Raw genomic sequence first — 19996 nt, forward strand, 5'->3', positions numbered from 1 at the left:
GGAGGGGTGGGACGCAAGCGGGCGGCACGGCGTGCGGGGATGACGGTGCCCGGGTGGGCGTGGTGGTTGCCGTGTGTGCTCGCGCCGGTGGTGCTGCTCAACGTCGCGGTGGCCTGGTTCGGCAACAGCTTCGTGTCGCCGCTGTCCTTCTCGTTCCTGGAGGCCAAGGCGGGTGCGCTGCGCGCGTATCTGGCGCACCGGCCGTCGTGCCTGGTGGAGGGACACGCGCCCCTGGAGCCCGTCATCGACGCGGCCGAGCGCCGGCACCGCCTTCCCGCGGGGCTGCTGCGCGCGCTGGTGCAGGTGGAGTCGGAGACGCGCGTGCACCGCATCTCCCCGGCGGGGGCCATGGGGCCCGGGCAGCTGATGCCCGGCACCGCGGCCATGCTGGGCGTGAAGGACCCGTTCGACCCGGAGCCGGCGATTGATGGCAGCGCGCGCTATCTGGCCCAGCAGCTTCGGCGCTTCGGTGACGTGCGGCTCGCGGTGGCCGCGTACAACGCGGGCCCAGGCGCCGTGAATGGCCGCGTGCCGCGCAATGGCGAGACGGAGTTCTACGTGCCCAAGGTGCTCGCGGCGTGGGAGCTGACGCGCCCGCCTCCGCCGCGGAAGGCGCCGCCCGCGGTGAAGCCCGTGGCGAAGCCGAAGCCGGTGGCTCCGGCACGCTCAAAGGCACCGGCGTCCGCGGCGAAGGAGCCGAAGAAGCCCGCTGCGCCCGCGGAGAATGGCCGGAGCTGAGGCGGGCGCAGCAGCCTACAGCGCGCGGGCCGCCGCCGGGTCCAGCCACACCTCGACGTCCGGGTGGAGCTGGAGGAAGGAGGCGGGACACCGGGGGGACACGGGGCCCTCCACCATGCCGCGCACCGCCTCCGCCTTGGCCTCGCCGAAAGCCAGCAGCAGCGCCTGCCGTGCCTGGAGGATGCTGGCCATGCCCAGCGTGAGCGCCTCCATCGGCACGCGCGATGGGTCATCCCCGAAGAGCATGAGGTTGGCCTCGCGCGTCTGGCGGCTCAGCCGCGTCCGGTGACACCGCGCGCGCAGTCCGTCCGCCGGCTCGTTGAAGGCCAGGTGCCCGTTCGTACCGAGCCCCAGCAACACCAGGTCCAGTCCCCCCGCTTCGGCCAGCCGGGCCTCGTAGCGCGCGCACTCCGCCTCCGCGTCCTCCACCGCGCCATCCAGGAACTGGATGTGCGCGGGCGACAGGTTGACGTGCTGGAAGAGGTGCCGCTCCATGTAGGCGCGGAAGCTGCCCGCGTCGTCCGCCGACACACCCAGAAACTCATCCAGGTTGAAGGTGCGGACCTGGGTCCAATCCATACCGCCGCGTGTGAACAATTCCACCAGCTCCCGGTACACATTGAGCGGCGTGCGCCCCGTGGGGAGCCCCAGCACCAGGGAGGGGCGTGCCGTCACCGCTCGGGCGATTCGCTGGGCGCACGTGGCGGCGGCCTCCCGCTCGGAATCGAAGACGCGGATGCGCATGGGTCCGAAACATAGGCATGCACCGGGTGCACTTCCAGGCCGCGTGAATCATGACAGAGTCAGGGACATGGACCCCTTTGTCAGTCTCGACGCGACGGCACAGGCGGAGCTCGTCCGGCGCCGGGAGGCCACGCCGCTCGAGCTCGTGGATGCGGCCATTGCCCGCATCGAGCGCCTCAACCCGACGCTCAACGCGGTCGTCCAGACGCAGTTCGACCAGGCGCGCGAGCGTGCCCGGGGAACGCTGCCTCCGGGCCCCTTCACCGGCGTCCCCTTCCTGCTCCAGGACCTGCTCACGGCCCAGGAGGGTCACCCGCTCACTCACGGCTCGCGCTTCGGGAAGGACTACGTTCCAGACCAGGACAGCGAGCTGGTGAAGCGCCACCGGCGCAGCGGCCTGGTGGTGCTGGGCAAGTCGAACACGCCGGAGATGGGGCTGCTCCCCACCACGGAGGGCGAGCTGCACGGGCCCTGCCGCAACCCCTGGGACACCTCGCGCTCTCCGGGCGGGTCCAGCGGCGGCGCGGCGGCGGCGGTGGCCAGCGGCATGGTGCCCTTCGCCCACGCGACGGACAGCGGCGGCTCCATCCGCATCCCCGCCGCCGCATGTGGCCTCTTCGGCCTCAAGCCCACCCGGGGCCGCAACCCCATGGGCGCCGACATCGCGGACGCCGTCCACTGGCTCGTCACCGAACACGCCCTCACCCGCTCCGTGCGAGACAGCGCGGCGCTGCTCGACGTCACCTGCGGCGCGGACGCGGGGACGCCCTACCAGGCCCCCGCCAAGGCGCGGCCCTATACCCAGGAGGTCAACACGCCCCCGGGCCACCTGCGCATCCGCGTGGCCGTACGAAACCCCATGGGCGCCGCCATCCACCCGGAGTGCCTGGCCGCCATCCACTCCGCGGCCCGGCTGCTGGAGGACCTGGGCCACCACGTGGACGAGGGCAGCCTGGAGGTGCCCGGTGATGACGCGGTGGGCCAGCACTTCATCACCATGTGGACCGCGGGCGTCGTCTTCAGCATCGACGCGATGGCCGAGCGCCTGGGACGCAGTCCGGAGGCTTCGCACTTCGAGCCCTTCACCTGGGCCCTCTACCAATATGGCCTGGACCAGGGCCTGTCCGCCTATCTGCGCGCCAGCGCGGAATTGCAGCGTCACAGCCACGCCGCGCTCCATCACTTCGACGACGTGGACGTCTGGCTGATGCCCACCCTCAACGAGCTCGCGCCGCCACTGGGCACGTTCTCCTCGCCACCGGGCGAGCCCCTGGCCCCGCTGCTCCGCGCGGGCGCCTTCGCCTCCCTCTGCCCGATGGCCAACACCACGGGGCTGCCCGCCATGAGCATGCCGCTCCACTGGAGCCCGGACGGCCTGCCCGTGGGCGTTCAGTTCATGGGGCGCTTTGGAGATGAGGCCACCCTGTTCCGGCTCGCCGCCCAGTTGGAGGCTGCCCGCCCCTGGGCCCAGCGTCGTCCAGCGGTGTTCGGATAGAGGGTTGGAAGGTCCCCGGGTGAGCGCTCGGGCGAACTTGGACATCGCGTCTGGCGCCGGGCGCGATAGAACGTTTCTCCATGAAAGTCGCCGTGCTCACCGGCGGGGGCGACTGCCCCGGCCTGAACGCCGTCATCCGCGCCGTCGTCCGCCGCGCCAACGCCCACGGCTTCGAGATGATGGGCCTCCGAGATGGTTGGAAAGGGTTGTTGGAGGACAACCACTTCCGCCTCACGCGTGAAACCACGTCCGGAATCCTCCACCGGGGCGGCACCATCCTCGGCACCTCGCGCGTCAACCCGTTCAAGGTCGAAAACGGGCTGGAGCGCGTCAAGCGCGCCATCGAACGCAACGGCATCCACGCCGTCATCGCCATTGGTGGTGAAGGCACGCTGTCGGCCGCCACGCGCATGTCGCAGGAAGGGCTGCGCATCGTCGGTGTGCCGAAGACCATCGACAACGACATCAACGCCACGGACTTCACCTTCGGCTTCGACACGGCCGTCGCCATCGCCACCGAGGCCATTGACCGGCTGCACTCCACCGCGGAGTCGCACAAGCGCGTCATCGTCTGCGAGGTGATGGGCCGTCACGTGGGCTGGATTGCCACCTACGCAGGCATCGCTGGCGGCGCGGACGTCATCCTGGTGCCGGAGATTCCCGCCGACCTGGCGAAGGTGGCCGAGCACATCCAGCGCCGCCACGCGGGCGGGCGCACCTTCTCCATCGTCGTGGTGGCGGAGGGCACGCGCATCAAGCTGTCCGCGGACCAGCAGGAGCAGCTCGTCACCAGCGGCGCGCTGGACGAGGCAGGCAGGCCGCGGCTCGGTGGCGTGGGCACCATCCTGGCGCACGAAATCGAGCGGCGCACCGGCTTCGAGACGCGCGTGTCCGTGCTGGGCCACATCCAGCGCGGCGGCGCCCCCACCGCGCATGACCGCGTGCTCGCCACCCGCTACGGCGTCCACGCCTGCGACATGGTGGCCCGCGGCGAGTTCGGGAAGATGGCCGCGCTGCGAGGCAACGACATCATCAGCGTGGACCTGGCGGACGCCACCCGCGAGCTCAAGCGCGTCCCGCAGGAGTTCTTCGAAGTCGCCCAGGTCTTCTTCGGCTGACGCGACGCAGCATCGCGGAGCGCGGATGAAGCACGGGTCCGCGCTCCGTTAGCATCGGCACCTCCTCACGCCGTCACAAGGAAGGGTGCCGATGCTGCCAGGCCGCATGATGGATTTCCCGCTCACGCTGAGCCACTTGATGGAGCGTGCACGGACGTTCTACCCACGCTCGGAAATCGTCAGCCGCAACCCGGACAAGTCGCTGCACCGCTACACGTACGCGGACTTCTACGCGCGCACGTGCCAGTTGGCCAACGCGCTGACGCGGCTGGGCGTGAAGGCGGGGGACCGGGTGGCCACGCTGAGCTGGAATCACTACCGGCACCTGGAGGTGTATTACGGCGTGCCGTGCATGGGCGCGGTGGTGCACACGCTCAACCTGCGCCTGCACCCCAATGACCTGGGCTACATCGCGCGGCACGCGGAAGACTCCGTGGTGGTGGTGGACCGCTCGCTGCTGCCGCTGTTCGAGAAGTTCAAGGACGCGGTGCCCAGCATCCGCCACGTCATCGTGGTGCCGGACGCGGGCCCCGCGCCGGAGGGGACGCTCGACTACGAAGCACTGCTGGCGGCCGAGTCCCCGGACTTCGACTTTCCCCAGCTCGATGAGAACTCCGCGTCAATGCTCTGCTACACGTCGGGCACCACGGGCAATCCGAAGGGCGTGCTCTACAGCCACCGCTCCACCGTGCTGCACGCCCTGGCGTGTTGCATGACAGACGTGACGGGCATGCGCGAGGCGGACGCGGTGATGCCGGTGGTGCCCATGTTCCACGCCGCCGCATGGGGGCTGGCCTTCGACGCCGTCCTCACCGGCGCGAAGCTGGTGCTTCCCGGGCCGCACCTGGACCCGCCCTCCCTGCTGGACTTGATGGCGGCGGAGAAGGTCACCCTGGCGGGCGGCGTGCCCACCATCTGGATTGGAATCCTGGCGCTGCTGGACCAGTCGCCGAACAAGTGGGACCTGAGCAGCATGCGGTCGATGCTGATTGGTGGCTCGGCGGCGCCTCCGTCGCTGATTGAGGGCTTCCAGCAGCGGCATGGACTGGAAGTGGTCCACGCGTGGGGCATGACGGAGATGAGCCCCGTGGGAACGATGGCGAAGGTCAAGGGGCCGCTGCGGCAGGCGGCGCCAGAGACGAAGTCCTCGGCGCGGGCGTCCCAAGGGTTCGCGCTGCCGTTCGTGGAGACGCGCGTCACCAGCGACGACGGCACGCTGCTGCCCTGGGATGGGGAGACGATGGGCGAACTGGAGGTCCGGGGGCCCTGGGTCGCGTCGTCCTACTTCAGCGACGAGGGCGCGGACCGCTTCACGAAGGACGGCTGGTTCAAGACGGGCGACGTGGTGACCATCGACTCGCATGGTTACGTGCGAATCTGCGACCGCAGCAAGGACGTCATCAAGTCGGGCGGTGAGTGGATCTCCTCCGTGGCGCTGGAGAACGCGTTGATGGCGCACCCGGCGGTGCTGGAGGCGGCCGTCTTCGCGGGGAAACATCCGAAGTGGGATGAGCGCCCGCTGGCCGCGGTGGCACTGAGGGAGGGGCAGCAGGTCACGAAGGAGGAGCTGACCGCGCACCTGGCGGGCCAGTTCGCGAAGATGTGGCTGCCGGATGACTATGTCTTCGTCCCGCAGGTGCCGCGGACGTCCACCGGCAAGTTCCTCAAGACGAAGCTGCGTGAGGACTACGGCGACCACCTGCTGAAGAATCCGAAGGCGGACGCGGCGACGTAGACCGCGACGAGGCAGTGACCTCCACGCGTCCGCCTCTGACGCGCGGAGGTCACTTCTGCCCCTGCGCTAGTTGCCACCCAAGCAGATGCCGTCGCAGGTGACCTCCACCTGTCCGTCTGGCCGCAGGAACCGGTCCACCTGCTCCCGTCCATCGTCGTCCCGGCGTACGCCTTCGTGAACGGCATTGTCGGCGGCCGGCAGGTCCGCCACGGTGCCGGGCAGCGGCGGCGGCAGCCCGAAGTCGAACTGCACCAGCGCCGAACCCTCCACCGCTCCCTCTTCCGCGGGCAGCATGGGCACGCGCCAGGTGGCGGGCAGTTGCTGCGTCAATCCCATGGCGCGGGCATGCAGCTCGGTGGCCACGTTGGGAACCTGCGCATCCCCCAGGCCATACTGCACCAGCACCCGGCGCGACACGGGCGCTCCGGGAAACAGGTCGCCGAGCACGTGCGGCGCATAGGTGAGCGGGTCGATGCGGTCGAAGGACGTCTGCGTCAGCGCCGCGAACTTCTGCTGGTCGAGCGCGTCCGGCACCGTCTGGGCAATCGCATCCAGGAACATGCCGAAGGGCCGGGCGCGGAACATCATCAGCGAGAAATCCGCCCCGCCCACGCTGAACACGGCCCGTGAGACGTGCGGCGACAGCGCGACATACGTGCCGCCCAGGATGTGGCCCTGGCTGATGCCGTAGAAGTACGTCTGCTCCGGGTCAAAGACGCGCACGCCGTCGTCTTGCAGCTCGGCCAGCTCCGCCAGGGTCGTCCGGGCCGCGTACGTCACGGCGAGCTGATTCACCATCCCCTGGTGGACGCGGTCGGTGAAGCGCAACGTCTGGCCAGGGTTGCCCGCCATTGCCTGGAGCACGCCCGGCGCGTCCGTCTGCGACATGCCCCACCAGTCCACCGTCAGCACCACCATCCGCGTGGCCTGGATGAAGGGCCGGACGAAGGAACCATCCGCCTCCGCCTGCCGGCCGAAGAAGCCGTGGCCGTACTGGAGCAAGCGCACCGGCGCCACGGACTGCCCCCAGACGCTGCGAGGAATCTGGAGCGTGAAAGGCACCTCCGCGTCGCCATTGCGCCGCACACGGCCTTCCTCGTTACGGGCGAGCAGCGCACCGGGCTGGTCGCTCTCCAGGAAGAGCGGGACCCGCAAGGTGCCGGTGATGCGCCGGGCGACGTTGGCGTCCACGTCATCTCGCACGTCCGTCACCGTGACGGCGGGGGGCGTGGCCTCCAGCGCCTCCATCGCCGGCGGCGCACCTGGAGCATGTCCTGCGTGACGCCCTCTTGCGACTCGGTGGTGAAGTCCCACGCGAGCTGGAGCTCCGCGCGTGGAACACCCGCGGCCTCGAGCGCCGGGAAGATGTCCGCTTCGTACCGGCGGCCAGGGGCGCAAGCAGCGGGTCTCCCGCCGTCTGGCCATCCCGGATGCGGCGGAAGCCCTCGGGCACCGGCACGGGCGTGCCGTCCTTCGCCGTCAGCCCGCGCAACGCGATGATGTAGCGAGCCGTGTTGCGCAGCCGCACCACGGGCCGCAGCAGCAAGGCACGGCGCGCGTCATCCGGAGCCCTGGGGTCCAGCTCCGCGAAGTGGAGCACGCCCTCGCCGCGCTCCGCGTCGAGGAACACCGTGTTCCCATTCGTCGCGGCGGTGGGGCTCGTCACCGACGGCAGGCGCGCGTCATCCACCCCGTCCGGAAAGAGCGCGAGCACCTGCGTGCCATGGGAGTAGCCGTCCGCCGGGTGGAGGTCCGTGAAGTCGAACGCGGCGCCGTCCGGTGCCTTCAACTTCGCCGCCTCGGAGAGCCGCACCCGGTGGCCGGATGGCAGCGCCGCATCCTCCTCGAGGAAGTAGTCGGAGGGGTACGGCAGGAGGCAGTCATGCTCGGAGGCCAGCGGGTTGCAGCCCGCGGGCACCAGCAGCGGAGGCAGCTCCTCACCCGCATCGGGCGTGCCGCTGTCTCCCGCATCCGGAACCCCACTGTCACCCGCGTCGGGCAATCCCGCGTCCGGTGGCGCGCCTTCATCCGAGTCGCCGCAGGCGGGAGCCACCGCCAGCAACCACGCCGTCAACAGTCCAGCGCCATACCGCTTCATCCGCATCATCATGTCGTCGCTCCTGGAGGGCTTCGCGGAAGGGGTTCAACTGCCCCGGCGCGATGAAAGCGGACGCATTTCCCCCAAGAAAGGTCGCGCGCGTCATGGCGCGGAAGGACGGCGCGGCTCCCGACCGGCGGTGGACACTCCGTGGGGAATGGACGCGGTCCAGCGCCAACTTCGCGCAACGCGGTCTAAGGTGCGGGCACCATGCCGTCCGTCAAGCAACTGCGCCCGTTCGCCCTGGCAACCCTGGAGGCCTTCCTCGAAGCGTCCGGCCGCGTCGTGCTGGTCCAACAACCTCCCGAGCCCGTCTTCCAACAGGTGGCCATGCGGCTCGGCGAGGCACGCACCGTGGGCATGGCTCACCGGACACGGCTCGTGGACCGGCTGTTCGTCATGCTGCGCGGGTTCGATGCCCTGGAGGTCCACTTCCTCAGGCCGGAGGCGGAGGGAGAGGAGTTCTCCGTGGGACGCATCGAAGGCTGCTCCCTGGTGGTACCCGACCCGTCCGTGTCCAAGCACCATGCGACCCTGCGGTGGCACGCCCAGGCCGGTGACTGCTCGGTGCGCGACCTGGGTTCCATGAATGGCACCTGGGTCAACGCCTCCTCGCTGGGGCCGGACCAGGACCGGATGCTCAACGACGGCGACGCCCTGGCCTTTGGCGATGCCCAGTTCCTCTACCTGCGCACGGAGACGCTCCACGCCCACCTGCGGATGGCCAGTCCCAGCCGGGGCTGAGCGGCCCGGGGACGGAACATTCCGTCCAAGCCCCAGCCACTTCCTGCGGCGCATGTCGCCCGCCCCGGCTATGACTGTTCCCCTTCACGCCACGGGAGCACCGTCAATGGGTAGGCTGCTGTTCCTCCTCGTCTTCAACGTCGGCGCCTGGGCCGTGCTCCGGTCGCTGTGGCCCGGCCTGCTCCGAAAGTGGCGCCTGGGTGTCTTCGCGCTGGGGACCTTCCTGTCCCTGGTGGCGTGGCTCTACTCCGCGGTGGCCGGACGGCACGCGCAGCTCCCCGTGGGGGATGCGGCCCTGCGCGTCTTCTCCGTGGGCTGGTCCGTCGCCATCATCATGATTGTCCTCGCCGGCGCGCCCTTCCTCCTGCTGCGCAAGTGGCTGGACCGGCCCGCCCGTCGGGCGCCGCCCCTCACCGCGCCCGAGGCCAACCCCACCCCGCCGGTGAACATGGCGCGCCGCAACCTGCTGACGAACGCCGGCCGCGCGGTGCCGCTGCTGGCGGCCGGGACGAGCTCGGTGGGGCTCGCCAACGGCTACACGCAGTTCTCCGTCCGCGAGGTCGACATCCACCTCCCCGGCCTGCCTCCGGCGATGGATGGGTTCCGCATCGGCCAGATTACGGACGTCCACGTCGGCACGTTCATCGACACCCAGTACCTGCAAGACGCCGTGCGGGCGATGAACGACGCCAAGGTGGACCTCCAGGTGATGACGGGGGACCTCATCGACGACCTGGACCAGCTCGACGGCACCATGGCGGCGCTGTCGGAGTGCAAGGCCCGCCACGGCATGCTCGCCATCCTGGGCAACCATGAGCACTGGCGCGGCCTGGAGGCCATCCGCCAGGCCTACGCCGACGTGGAGGCGCGAGGCGGCCCCGTGCGCCTGCTGGTGGACACGTCCCATGCCTTCGAGCACGCCGGCCAGCGCGTGCGCGTGGTGGGCGTGGACTATCCCATGTCCGGCCGCAGTCACCGCGTGAAGGCGGAGCGCATGCAGCAGTCCGCGGAAGCCGGCTTCCGCGACGTGGCGCCCGAAGAGGTGGTGCTCTGCCTGACGCACCATCCGGACTTCTTCCCGCTCGCGGCCGAGCGCGGCGCCCGGCTGACGCTGGCCGGCCACACCCACGGCGGACAGGTGGCCTTCCTGGGCGTCCCGGCCTTCTGGTTCGCCTTCAAATACATGCTGGGCCGCTACCGCCAGGGCGACCACCAGCTCTACGTGTCCGGCGGAACGGGGCACTGGCTGCCCTTCCGCATCGGCGTGCCGACAGAGGTGACGGTCCTCACGCTTCGCGCGACGGGGGCGTCGGCTGCTGTCCGTACGTCTTGAACTTCTCCAGGACGCGCGCCATCTCCGCGCCGTCCAGCAGCACCGGTTCACCCACCTGGAGCGCCCGCCAGTACATGGCGGCCAGCGTCTCCACTTCGACGGCCAGCTTGAAGGCCGCCGGTAGGTCCCTGCCCACCGCCACCATGCCGTGGTTCGCCATCAGGCAGGCCTTGCGCCCCTCCAGCGCGGCCAGCACGTGGGCCGCGAGCTCCGCCGTGCCGAACGTGGCATAGGGCGCGCAGCGCACGTCCGTGCCGCCCGCGGCGGACACCATGTAGTGGAAGGCGGGAATGTCCCGGTGCAGGCACGCCAGCGTGGTGCAGAACATGGAGTGCGCATGCAGCACCGCGCCTACCTCCGGCCTGGCGGCCAGGATGTCCCGGTGGAGCTGCCACTCCGAGGACGGACTCCGGCGACCCTCGTGGCTGCCGTCGAAGCGCATGAGGACCAGGTCCTCCGGCACCAGCGCGTCGTAGTCCATGCCGGTGGGCGTCAGCAGGAAGCCGGCCTCCACCCGCACGCTCAGGTTGCCGGAGGTGCCCTGGTTGAGCGCGGACGCATTCATCCGCCGCGCGGTGGCAATCATCGACTCGCGCAGGGCGAGGTGCTCACACGCACCGCTCATTCCGCCCTCCCGCGCCGCTCCGGGAAGAGCGACAGCAGCCCGTCATGCGAAGCCGGGCACACGCCGCGCTCGGTGATGAGCGCCGTCACCAGCCTCGCGGGCGTCACGTCGAAGGCGTAGTTCGCCGCGGGGCTCCCCTCCGGCGTAATCCGCACCGTGGCCACCTCGCCCGACGCCAGCCGTCCGGTGACGTCGCTCAGCTCCGTGCCGTCGCGCTGTTCAATCGGAATCTCACGCACCCCGTCCCGCAGCGTCCAGTCGATGGTGGGCGAGGGCAGCGCCACGTAGAAGGGCACGCCGTTGTCCTTCGCCGCGAGTGCCTTGAGGTAGGTGCCAATCTTGTTCGCCACGTCGCCCTGGGCCGTGGTGCGGTCCGTGCCGACGATGCACAGGTCCACCTGCCCGTGCTGCATCAGGTGGCCCCCCACGTTGTCCGCGATGACGGTGTGCGGGACGCCGTGCTGCCCCAGCTCCCAGGCCGTGAGCTGCGCGCCTGGTTGCGCGGGCGCGTCTCGTCCACCCAGACGTGCACGGGGATGCCCGCGTCGTGCGCCTGGTAGATGGGCGAGAGCGCGGTGCCGAAGTCCACCGTGGCCAACCAGCCGGCGTTGCAGTGCGTGAGCACCTCCAGGCGGCCCTGGCGCCCCTTGCGCGCCCAGGCGTCCTCCAGGAGCTTCAGGCCGTGCGCACCGATGGCGCGGTTGATGGCCACGTCCTCGTCGCTGATGGCCTCCGCGCGGCGAAGCGCGGCAGCCACCCGCTCCGCGGGAGGCAGCGGCGCCAGGAGCTGGCGCATGTCATCCAGGGCCCAGTGCAGATTCACGGCGGTGGGGCGCGTGCCCCGCAGCACCGCGAGCCCGTGCTCCAACGCGCCGTCCGAGGCATCCGCGCGCAAAGCCAGCCAGACGCCATAGGCCGCGGTGGCACCGATGAGGGCGCGCCGCGCACCTGCATGCTCCGGATGGCATGAGCGGCTTCATCCAGCGTCGTCAGCCGCACGGTGACGAGCGCGTGGGGCAGCCGCGTCTGGTCAATGGCCTCCGCGGCCTGCGCGTCCGGCGCCAGCCAGATGGAGCGCATCGGCTTGCCATGGACCTTCATCGGCGCAGCACCCGGCCCGCCACCGCGGACAGCTTCTCCACCATGGCGGCGTCCCAGGCCGGGGGCGCGGTGATGATGGCGTGGTCCAGCGCCTTGTGGCAGCCCTGTGCACAGGGACCGGCATGCGACCCGAGCAGCGGCACCACGTTCTTCACCAGCCCCTTCGCCTTGCCCGCATTGCCCAGCAGCACGGAGACGACCTGGTCCACCGTGACGGCGTCATGGTCCGGATGCCAGCAGTCGAAGTCGGTGACCATGGCCACCGTCGCGTAACAGAGCTCCGCCTCCCTCGCGAGCTTGGCCTCCGGCATGTTCGTCATGCCGATGACGTCACAGCCCCAGCTCCGGTACAGGTGGCTCTCCGCGATGGAGGAGAACTGCGGCCCCTCCATGGCCAGGTACGTGCCGCCCCGGCGCGCGACGACGCCCAGGCCCTCGCACGCGGAAATCACCGCGTCCCCCAGCCGCGAGCACACCGGCTTCGCCATGGAGACGTGCGCCACCAGCCCCGTGCCGAAGAAGCTCTTGTCCCGGGCGAAGGTCCGGTCGATGAACTGGTCCACGACGACGAAGGTGCCCGGTGGGTATTCCTCGCGCAGGCCCCCCACGGCGGACAACGACAGCAGGTCCGTCACCCCGCTGCGTTTGAGCGCGTCGATGTTCGCGCGGAAGTTGATGTCCGTCGGCGCCAGCCGGTGGCCTCGCCCGTGACGCGGCAGGAAGACGACGCGGTGCCCTCCGAGCGTGCCGAAGCACAGCTCGTCCGAAGGCTCACCGAAGGGGGACGTCACCTTCTTCCATTCGACGTCCGTCAAGCCATCCATCTGGTACAGGCCACTGCCACCAATGATGCCGATGACGGGCGAGGTGGGGTTGGACATGCGGCGGGCTCCCGGTGGACGCCGGCACAAGGACTGCGCCGGCGGCAGGGAGCGTAGGAGTCGCGGCGGCCTCGAGCAAGCCAGAGCGCGGTCCTGTCCAAGCGCGCATGGGGCCGTGCGCCCGGTCCCCGTCAGCGTCAAATCCACCCGACTCCGCCGCTCAGGGTTCTCCCAACGCGAATGACGCCATCCGATGCCTGTAGACCTTTCCAGGGTCTTCGAGGACATCGTTGTGCCCCGCCCCCGCCACTGTCTCCACGACGGCCTGGGGGAAGAGCGTGCCCAGCCGGCGCCCCATGTCCACGGGGATGAGGGTGTCCTCCTCGCCGTGGATGATGAGCACGGGGAGCTTCACGGCGGCGGCCTTCGACGCGGTGTCATACCGGTCCCGGGCCAACAGGCGGACCGGCAGGAAGGGAAAGGCCGTGGCCCCGATGTCCGGGATGGACGTGTACGGGCTCACGAGCATGACCCGCGAACCGTGCCCGCGCCGCGCCATCTCCACCGCCACGCCCGTCCCCAGGCTGCGGCCACTGAGCACCGTCTGCTCAGCGCTCACCCCCTTCGCGCGCAGCCAGGCGAGCGCCGCTTCCGCCACGGCGTAGATGCCTTCCTCCGTGGGACGCCCCGGTGACGCGCCATAGCCCGGGTACTCGACAGTGAGGAAGCCCAGCCCCCGCGCTTGCATCAAGTTGCCCAGACCTATCTGCGTCAACACCTCCTCCCCGTTGCCGTGGAAGTGCACCACCGTGGGCGCGCCCGGAGGTGCCGGCAGGTGGAACAAGTCCACGAACAGGCCGCCCTCCAACGGGAGGCGGCTGAAGCCGTCACCTTCCGCCAGCGGCGGCGTGCCCTTGGGAGCCGGGTAGAGCAAGGAGCGTTGCAGCGCGAACACCGCCACACACAACACGAGGTAGAGCGATCCGAAGGTGGCCAGGATGAGGATGAGCATGCGGCGCAGCCGAAGCATCGGCCCAGTGTGCCGCAGTTCGCAACGCAGTGCGACGGCGAGTGGCGTCACGCCGGTGGTGCGCAGAACCTGTCATCCCCACCCGGCCAGGCCCCCTGGCATCCGAACCGGCGGCAATGCAACGATAGCGATTGGAAGCCCTCTCACAGACACGCCGAAGGACGACTCGGACACCCCAGGCCGCTGCCTGGATTGGAGAAGGCGTGACGTCTCATTGGGTGCTGGGCCATGCCCTGGAAGAGCGGCTGCCATCGCTCCGGATGCGCGGCACGCCGGAGGCGGTGGACGAGGCACGCGCGCGGCGCAGGCTGGAACGCTGGCGCAAACAAGAACCGCTCACGCGGGACGCACTCTGGGCCGAGCGACTGCGTACCTCGGGGCTGACGGAAGCGGAACTGCACACCCTCCTGGGAGAACCAGCGGAGGCGCTGCATGCACGCATGGGCGCGCCTCCGCCGTGGCAACGTGTCATCGAGCAGGCCTACGTGTCGGAGATATCGCCGCCCTTCTCCTGGCCGGAGCCCACGCCACCGGGCGTGGCCCTGCTCAGTCTGGTCGAACCACTCGTCCATGCGGCACACGCACGGCTCATCTCCGCCCTGGACACCTGTCTGCGTGACACGCCCGAAGCGCCGTTCGAGCCAGAGCACACCGCCCGCATGTTGCTCGCGCCGCTCCCGCGGATGTTGATGCCCTTGCTGGGACGGACGCTCGCGGTGGAGCTGCGCATCGCTCAGCTCGAAGGGCGACTCCAGGGAGACACGCCCGAAGCGCGCTTCCAGGACTTCGCCCAGCACCTCCGGCGACGCGACGTGGCGCTCGACATCCTTGCCCGCTACCCGGTGCTCGCGCGACAAGCCGTGGAGTACGTCACCGCGTGGGAAGCCACGAGCGTGGAGCTGATGCAGCGGCTGGCCCGGGACGCCGCCGCGCTGTGGCACCGCTTCCACGGCGGCGTTCCTCCCGGCCCGCTGGTGGAGGCCCAAGGTGGTCTGTCAGACCCGCACCGAGGTGGACGCACCGTCTTCCTGCTCCGCTTCGCCTCGGGACTGCGGCTCGTGTACAAGCCGCGCCCGCTCACGGCGGAGGCCGCCTTCCAACAACTCCTCTCCTGGCTGAACGCGCGCGGCCTCACGCCTCCGCTGCGCACGGTGGAGGTCCTCTCCTCGGAGGGCTACGGGTGGATGGAGTACGTGGAGGCCGCGCCCTGCCAGTCAGCCGAGGAGGTGCGGCGCTTCCATCTGCGGCAAGGCGCGCTCGTCGCGCTGCTCTACGCGTTGGACGTCACCGACATCCATTACGAGAACCTCATCGCGGTGGGCGAGCACCCCGTCCTGGTGGACCTGGAGACACTCTTCCATCCACACACGCTCGCAGCATCCATCCGGGACGTGGAGAAGCAACCCGGTGCGGTGCTGAACGGTACGGTGCTCAAGAGCGGGCTGTTGCCCCAACCCGCATGGCGCGCGAAAGACGGCACGGAGGTGGACGTCAGCGCCCTGGGCGCTGGCGAGGGACAGCTCACACCACTGGGCTATCTGGTGGCGACAGCGCACGGCACGGACCAGCTCCGCTTCGAGCGACGGCGGATGGAGATTCCAGGCGCGGCGAACCGTCCTCGCATGGAAGGACAGGACGTCTCCGTGACGGTGCAAGCGGACGCGCTCGCGCAGGGGTTCTCTACCCTGTACCGGCTACTCGCCGCGCACCGGGATGCGCTGCTCGCCCCTGGAGGGCCGCTCGCGGCTTTCGAGCACGCGCCCGTGCGAGTGCTCTTTCGCGGCACAGCCAGCTACGACGCCCTGCTGCACGAGAGCATGCATCCTCATGCGATGGGGGACGCGCTGGACCGGCAGCGTTTCTTCGACCACCTCTGGCTGGCCGTGAAGGAGCGCCCGTACCTGGCGGCCCTCATCCCCTTGGAGCAGGAGGAATTGCAGCGCGGCGACATCCCCCGTTTCACCGCCCTGCCCGGCTCGAAGGACCTGTGGTCAGGTGCGGGCCGCCACCTGCCCGACTTCTTCGACGACTCTGGCTTGGAGCGGGCGCGGCGGCGCTTGATGGGGCTGTCGCCGGATGACCACGAGCGGCAGCTCGGCTTGCTGCGAAGCGCGCTCGGCCGGGTCCGGTTGGCGGCAAGCCCTGGCGACCGCCCCCGCTATCCGTTCCGCGAGCCGCCCGAGCCCGCGCACCCAGACGCGCTGCTGACGGCTGCACGACGCGTAGGAGAGCGATTGGTGGCCCTGTCGTTCTCCGGCGCGGGCCATTCCCACTGGCTGTCGCTCGAGATGTCCGACACGAAGGAGTGGCGGCTCGTCCAGGTGGGAGTGGACTTCTACCAGGGGCTCTCAGGCATCGCGCTGGTGCTGGCGCAGCTCGGAGCCCTGACGGGCGAAGCACGCTTCACGCAGGCGGCACGAGGCGCACTGCGCCACCTGACCTGGCGCCTGGAGGCCGCGCCAACGCAGGTCCGTGGCGTGGGCATCCTCAATGGCTGGGGCGGCATTCTCTACGCCCTGACCCACCTGGGGGCACTGTGGGGGAGCGCGCGCTGTTCGAGACCGCCGAGTCGTTCGTGGGCGCCATGGCTCCCCGCGTGGAGCAGGACGAGCACCTGGACCTGGGCAGTGGCTGCGCGGGCGCCCTGCTCGGCCTGCTGACGCTCGCGGCGCGGCATCCGTCCGAGCGAGCGTCACGACTCGCGCGAGTCTGTGGGGAGAAGCTGCTCCAGACGGCCACGCCCCAATCCCATGGCATGGGCTGGCTTTCACCCGCGACCGGCGGCCAGCCGCTGTGCGGACTCGCACATGGAGGAGCGGGCATCGCGCTGGCGCTGCTGCGGCTGGCCTCCGCCACGGGAGAGTCCCGCTTCCACACCACGGCGCTGGAGGCGCTGGCGTATGAGCGTGACCGGTTCTCGCCCCAGGCCGGCGACTGGCCCGACCTCCGCGCCGACGCCGGGATGCACGGCGGTGATGGCCTCGCCTTCATGTGTGGCTGGTGCAATGGCGCACCCGGCATCGGGTTGGCGCGCATCTCCGGACTGCCGCTGCTCGATGACCACCGGGTGCGTGAGGAAATCGCCGCGGCGGTCCGCGCCACGCTCGCGGGAGGCCTCGGCTACAACCATGGCCTGTGTCATGGCGACCTGGGCAACGTGCTCTTCCTGCTGGAGGCCGCGCGCGCACTGCAGGATGACACGCTGCTGCGGCGCACCTATCAGCTCGCGGGCGGCATCCTCCAGGGCATCGAGTCGCACGGCTATCTGCATGGCCTGCCCGACAGCATCGAGACGCCAGGGCTGATGGTGGGGCTCGCGGGCATCGCCCACGGCCTGTTGCGGCTCGCGGCGCCGGAGCGGGTGGCGGACGTGCTCTCCGTGGCCCCTCCCGTCTCGTGAAGCGGCTTCGTTCCCGACGAACTCCGGCACCGCGAGGGTTGGCGGTCCGTTGGCAGTCCCCCAACAACCCAAGAGGAGCAGCACCATGAGCCACAGCGACAAGAACCACATCCTCCGCGCCTGGCGTGACGCCGACTACTACGACAGCCTCTCCGACGCGGAGCGCGCCGCGCTTCCGGCGAGCCCCGCCTCCGTCATGGAGCTGGAGGATGCGACGCTGGCGTTCATCACCGGCGGCGATGCCGAGGCCACCTGCCCCGCCACCCCCACGCCCAACGAGCTCACCTGTCTCTATACGAACTGCGGGCGCATCGCCTGCTGCCGCTGAGCGGAGGGACGTGAACTGATGTGGAAGAACCGTGGCGGCTCGACGTGAATACGGACGTGGACCGCTCGGGGGAGCGGCGGAGAAATGCCGCTCCCCCGCCTGCTCCACCGAGAAGCTGAGCGCAGCGCCTATCCAAACAAGCCCAGTGACGGAGGCGGCGTGAAGCCAGGGAACACCCTCGCCAACTCCACACCGGGCCTACAGGCACGCAGGACTTCCGCCAACGGCGCGCGTACGTCCGTCCATGCAGGCACATCGCGCCCGTCCTGCAAGTGGTCCGGCTCCAGCGAATCGAAGCGTCCGTACACCTTGCCGCCCTTCACGCCGCCGCCCAGCACCAGCATCGCGCTGCCCACACCGTGGTCCGTTCCGCGACTGCCGTTCTCCCGCACGGTACGGCCGAACTCCGTCAACACCACCACCGTCACCTGCTCCAGCCGAGGGCCCAGGTCCACGGCGAAGGCAGACAGCGCGCTTCCCAACTCCTGGCAGCGGTTGGCGAACGCGCCCGTCGCGGCCCCCTGGGCCGCATGCGTGTCCCAGCCGCCCGACTCCGTCGCCGCCACCTCCAGCCCCACTTCTCCGTGGATGAGCCGCGCGATGTCCCGCAGCCGCTGCCCGAGCGGCCCCTTCGGATACGCCACCGCCGCGCGCGAAGGCAGCTCCGCCAGCCGGTTCCCGTCCAGCAGGGACATCGCCTCGAATGCGCCCTGGCCCGTCGTCCGCAGCGCCTCGTCCACGGCGCCCGCATAGAGCGCACTGAAGCCCCGGGTGGCTTCCTCCCCCGGCGTCCGCCTCGCAACCGGAACTCCTCCAGCCGCCCCATGGCCACCGCCCCCGCGTCTCCGAACAACGCTCGGGGCAGCGTGGGTTGCAGCGCCACGGCGCGCAGCGCGGCGCCCTCCTCTTCCTCCAGCGCGCGGTTGAGCCAGCCATCCGGCGTCGACTTGCGCCCGGGTGTTCCGGACTCCACGAAGTCCTGCGCGTCGAAGTGAGAGCGGACCGGCTGCGGCAATCCCACGCCATGCAGCACCGCCAGCCGGCCGTCGTGCCACAGCGGCATCAGCGCATCGAGCCTCGGATGCAAACCAAACGGTCCAGACAGCTTCAGCGCGGCATCCGGCCCGGTTGCCCGCAGTGCCAGCGAAGGGCGCGCCCGGTGGTACGCCGCATCTTCGATGGGCGGCACCAGCGAGAGCCCGTCCACGCCTCCGCGCAGGAAGACTGTCACCAGCGTGCGGCGAGCGGCTGACGATGGACTTGCGGCGAGCGCCCGTCCCAGGAACCCCGGAGCCCAAACAAGCCCCGCGCCCGTCACTCCCAGGGCGCGCAACAGATGGCGGCGAGTCAGCGGTGCGGTCATGGCGTCTGGAGCTCCGAACGAGAGGTTAACTCGCACAACACCTCCAGCGGCCGTCCCTCGCGGCGCGTCCGCGCGCCTTGACAGTCCAAGAACGCCGACAGTACATACCGCCCCATGTGGGTGCCGGGGCCTTGGCCCGGGCTTGAAAGGGAACCCGGTGTGAATCCGGGGCTGCCCCGCAGCGGTAAGTGAGAACGAACCTCGTCACACGCACTGGTTCCCCCTGGGCACTGGGAAGCGACGAACAGTAGGAACCCGGCTCCGGCCGGAGTGCTCACGAGCCCGAAGACCTGCCCGCATCCGCTCGTGGGAGAAATCCACGGACGGTTTCGACCTGGAGCCGCGTGGGACGGCCGGAAGGTCCGAGCAGCACTGGAGCCTCCAGCCAGTCTTCGCGCGCGCCTCGGCTTTTCCGACCCAACCCCGCTCGTGTGTCCAGTCGCCCGTGGGGGCGAAGGTCGGTCCGTGGGCTCCTCCGGGGCCTGGTGTGCGCCGACACGCGTGCATCGCGACAACCCTTCTTCCACGCGGGAGCCCTGTCGGGCGACCTCGGTCGCCCGCGCTGCGTGGAGGACGGACGATTCAATATCCATGGAGGCTGCATCGCCCTGGGGCTTCCGCTGGGCTCCTGTGGCGCACGAACGGAGCGCTTCCCATCTTTCTCGACACGGAGGCCACGCCCCGCACCGGGGCTACTGCCTCACGGGCCCCGGCCCGGAATCGGGCGTCATCGACTCGTTGGACGCGCTCGCCGATGTCCTGACACGCCATGGCGGACTGCTGACAGACCCGCCCTGGACCGAGCTGCCGACCTTCGGCGGGCCGCCGCCTTCCTTCTCTCTGAACCCCAGGACCCTGCATGACATCCGAGCCCTCCTCCAAGCAGCGCATCGAAGCGGGACGCATCACCGAGGTCAGCCTCATCGAGATGGTCTTCCCGGAGCAGACGAACCACTACGGCACCCTCTTCGGCGGACAGGCCCTGGCCCTCATGGACAAGGCCGCCTTCATCGGGGCCTCGCGCTACGCACGGCGCACCGTCGTCACCGCCAGCAGCGAGCGTGTCGACTTCCACGTCCCCGTGCGGCAGGGCCAGCTCGTGGAGTTGGAGACCCGCATCGTCGCCACGGGCCGCACGTCCATGACGGTGGAGGTGGACCTCTACGCGGAGGACCTGCTCACGGGGGACCGGCAGCTCGGGACGCGGGGGCGCTTCGTGCTCGTCGCGCTCGACGCCCACGGTAAGCCCACGAGCGTTCCGCCGTTGCAGCCTCCGGCGACGCCGGAGCTGGAGGACGCCGCGCCCGCGCCGTGACGCTGGCG

General features: G+C 70.2%; 18 protein-coding genes, 1 pseudogene and 1 riboswitch. Of the genes and pseudogenes, 11 read left to right on the top strand and 8 right to left on the bottom strand.

Translation table 11 applies throughout. The features are described 5' to 3' along the window. Window positions 1-6: 6 nt before the first annotated feature. The gene (locus QEG98_RS35035; protein ID WP_090488589.1) at window positions 7-738 is read left to right on the top strand and encodes a lytic transglycosylase domain-containing protein; all 732 of its coding nucleotides are present in this window, start codon (window positions 7-9) and stop codon (window positions 736-738) included. A 15-nt stretch (window positions 739-753) separates the two neighbouring features. Here the strand turns inward: QEG98_RS35035 and QEG98_RS35040 are convergent, their stop codons facing one another. Next, window positions 754-1482 carry a glucosamine-6-phosphate deaminase gene (locus QEG98_RS35040; protein ID WP_316564403.1) on the bottom strand — a complete coding sequence of 243 codons (729 nt, stop codon included), beginning with the start codon at window positions 1480-1482 and terminating at the stop codon, window positions 754-756. 67 nt (window positions 1483-1549) lie between these two features. Here QEG98_RS35040 and QEG98_RS35045 point away from each other — a divergent pair, with 67 nt between their 5' ends. From QEG98_RS35045 to QEG98_RS35055, 3 genes are all read left to right on the top strand, one after another. Then, the gene (locus QEG98_RS35045; protein WP_316564404.1) at window positions 1550-2977 is read left to right on the top strand and encodes an amidase; all 1428 of its coding nucleotides are present in this window, start codon (window positions 1550-1552) and stop codon (window positions 2975-2977) included. Between the two features lie 80 nt (window positions 2978-3057). Continuing rightward, on the top strand, window positions 3058-4095 hold the full coding sequence (locus tag QEG98_RS35050; protein WP_011556305.1) for a 6-phosphofructokinase: 1038 nt from the start codon (window positions 3058-3060) through the stop codon (window positions 4093-4095). A 91-nt stretch (window positions 4096-4186) separates the two neighbouring features. Beyond that, the gene (locus tag QEG98_RS35055) at window positions 4187-5830 is read left to right on the top strand and encodes a long-chain fatty acid--CoA ligase (protein ID WP_316564405.1); all 1644 of its coding nucleotides are present in this window, start codon (window positions 4187-4189) and stop codon (window positions 5828-5830) included. A 66-nt stretch (window positions 5831-5896) separates the two neighbouring features. Here QEG98_RS35055 and QEG98_RS35060 read toward each other — a convergent pair whose 3' ends face one another. Both QEG98_RS35060 and QEG98_RS35065 read right to left on the bottom strand, forming a co-directional pair. Next, window positions 5897-7078 (bottom strand): hypothetical protein, encoded by a 1182-nt coding sequence (locus tag QEG98_RS35060; protein ID WP_316564406.1) that lies wholly within the window; start codon window positions 7076-7078, stop codon window positions 5897-5899. Next, a complete protein-coding gene (locus QEG98_RS35065; RefSeq protein ID WP_316564407.1) occupies window positions 7023-7940 on the bottom strand; it encodes a hypothetical protein in 918 nt (305 codons plus the stop codon). Before QEG98_RS35065 ends, QEG98_RS35060 begins: the two co-directional genes overlap by 56 nt. Before the next feature lie 198 nt (window positions 7941-8138). Here QEG98_RS35065 and QEG98_RS35070 point away from each other — a divergent pair, with 198 nt between their 5' ends. Both QEG98_RS35070 and QEG98_RS35075 read left to right on the top strand, forming a co-directional pair. Beyond that, on the top strand, window positions 8139-8672 hold the full coding sequence (locus QEG98_RS35070; protein WP_316564408.1) for an FHA domain-containing protein: 534 nt from the start codon (window positions 8139-8141) through the stop codon (window positions 8670-8672). A 106-nt stretch (window positions 8673-8778) separates the two neighbouring features. Continuing rightward, complete coding sequence (locus QEG98_RS35075; RefSeq protein WP_316564409.1) at window positions 8779-10005, top strand: metallophosphoesterase; 1227 nt, start codon at window positions 8779-8781, stop codon at window positions 10003-10005. Here the strand turns inward: QEG98_RS35075 and QEG98_RS35080 are convergent. From QEG98_RS35080 to QEG98_RS35095, 4 genes and pseudogenes are all read right to left on the bottom strand, one after another. Continuing rightward, entirely contained in the window at window positions 9959-10630 is a 672-nt protein-coding gene (locus QEG98_RS35080) for a class II aldolase/adducin family protein (RefSeq protein WP_316564410.1), read from the bottom strand. The two genes, QEG98_RS35075 and QEG98_RS35080, sit on opposite strands and share 47 nt — an antisense overlap. Next, window positions 10627-11731: pseudogene (gene mtnA / locus QEG98_RS35085) on the bottom strand (S-methyl-5-thioribose-1-phosphate isomerase). The gene QEG98_RS35080 and the pseudogene mtnA overlap by 4 nt, the downstream one beginning before the upstream one ends. Continuing rightward, window positions 11728-12612 carry an S-methyl-5'-thioadenosine phosphorylase gene (locus QEG98_RS35090; protein ID WP_090488570.1) on the bottom strand — a complete coding sequence of 295 codons (885 nt, stop codon included), beginning with the start codon at window positions 12610-12612 and terminating at the stop codon, window positions 11728-11730. The pseudogene mtnA and the gene QEG98_RS35090 overlap by 4 nt, the downstream one beginning before the upstream one ends. A gap of 160 nt (window positions 12613-12772) precedes the next feature. Then, on the bottom strand, window positions 12773-13582 hold the full coding sequence (locus QEG98_RS35095) for an alpha/beta hydrolase (RefSeq protein WP_090488568.1): 810 nt from the start codon (window positions 13580-13582) through the stop codon (window positions 12773-12775). Between the two features lie 203 nt (window positions 13583-13785). Here QEG98_RS35095 and QEG98_RS35100 point away from each other — a divergent pair, with 203 nt between their 5' ends. The 3 genes from QEG98_RS35100 (at window position 13786) to QEG98_RS35110 (ending at window position 17310) form a co-directional block, all read left to right on the top strand. Further along, window positions 13786-16242, top strand: coding sequence for a type 2 lanthipeptide synthetase LanM family protein (locus tag QEG98_RS35100; protein WP_316564411.1), 2457 nt, complete (start codon window positions 13786-13788; stop codon window positions 16240-16242). Continuing rightward, window positions 16167-16982 carry a lanthionine synthetase LanC family protein gene (locus QEG98_RS35105; RefSeq protein WP_316564412.1) on the top strand — a complete coding sequence of 272 codons (816 nt, stop codon included), beginning with the start codon at window positions 16167-16169 and terminating at the stop codon, window positions 16980-16982. The genes QEG98_RS35100 and QEG98_RS35105 overlap by 76 nt, the downstream gene beginning before the upstream one ends. An 85-nt stretch (window positions 16983-17067) precedes the next feature. Next, window positions 17068-17310 carry a mersacidin/lichenicidin family type 2 lantibiotic gene (locus tag QEG98_RS35110; RefSeq protein ID WP_174257142.1) on the top strand — a complete coding sequence of 81 codons (243 nt, stop codon included), beginning with the start codon at window positions 17068-17070 and terminating at the stop codon, window positions 17308-17310. A 128-nt stretch (window positions 17311-17438) separates the two neighbouring features. Here QEG98_RS35110 and QEG98_RS35115 read toward each other — a convergent pair whose 3' ends face one another. Beyond that, complete coding sequence (locus tag QEG98_RS35115) at window positions 17439-18050, bottom strand: DUF1501 domain-containing protein (RefSeq protein WP_316564413.1); 612 nt, start codon at window positions 18048-18050, stop codon at window positions 17439-17441. Between the two features lie 84 nt (window positions 18051-18134). Here QEG98_RS35115 and QEG98_RS35120 point away from each other — a divergent pair, with 84 nt between their 5' ends. Together QEG98_RS35120 and QEG98_RS35125 are read left to right on the top strand one after the other, a co-directional pair. After that, the gene (locus tag QEG98_RS35120; protein WP_316564414.1) at window positions 18135-18305 is read left to right on the top strand and encodes a hypothetical protein; all 171 of its coding nucleotides are present in this window, start codon (window positions 18135-18137) and stop codon (window positions 18303-18305) included. A 469-nt stretch (window positions 18306-18774) separates the two neighbouring features. Then, a riboswitch (cobalamin riboswitch) is annotated at window positions 18775-18986 on the top strand. Window positions 18987-19532: 546 nt separating this feature from the next. After that, window positions 19533-19988, top strand: coding sequence for an acyl-CoA thioesterase (locus QEG98_RS35125; RefSeq protein WP_316564415.1), 456 nt, complete (start codon window positions 19533-19535; stop codon window positions 19986-19988). Window positions 19989-19996: the final 8 nt, after the last annotated feature.

The sequence above is a fragment of the Myxococcus sp. MxC21-1 genome (assembly GCF_032612255.1).
GTDB classification, from domain to species: Bacteria; Myxococcota; Myxococcia; order Myxococcales; family Myxococcaceae; genus Myxococcus; species Myxococcus virescens.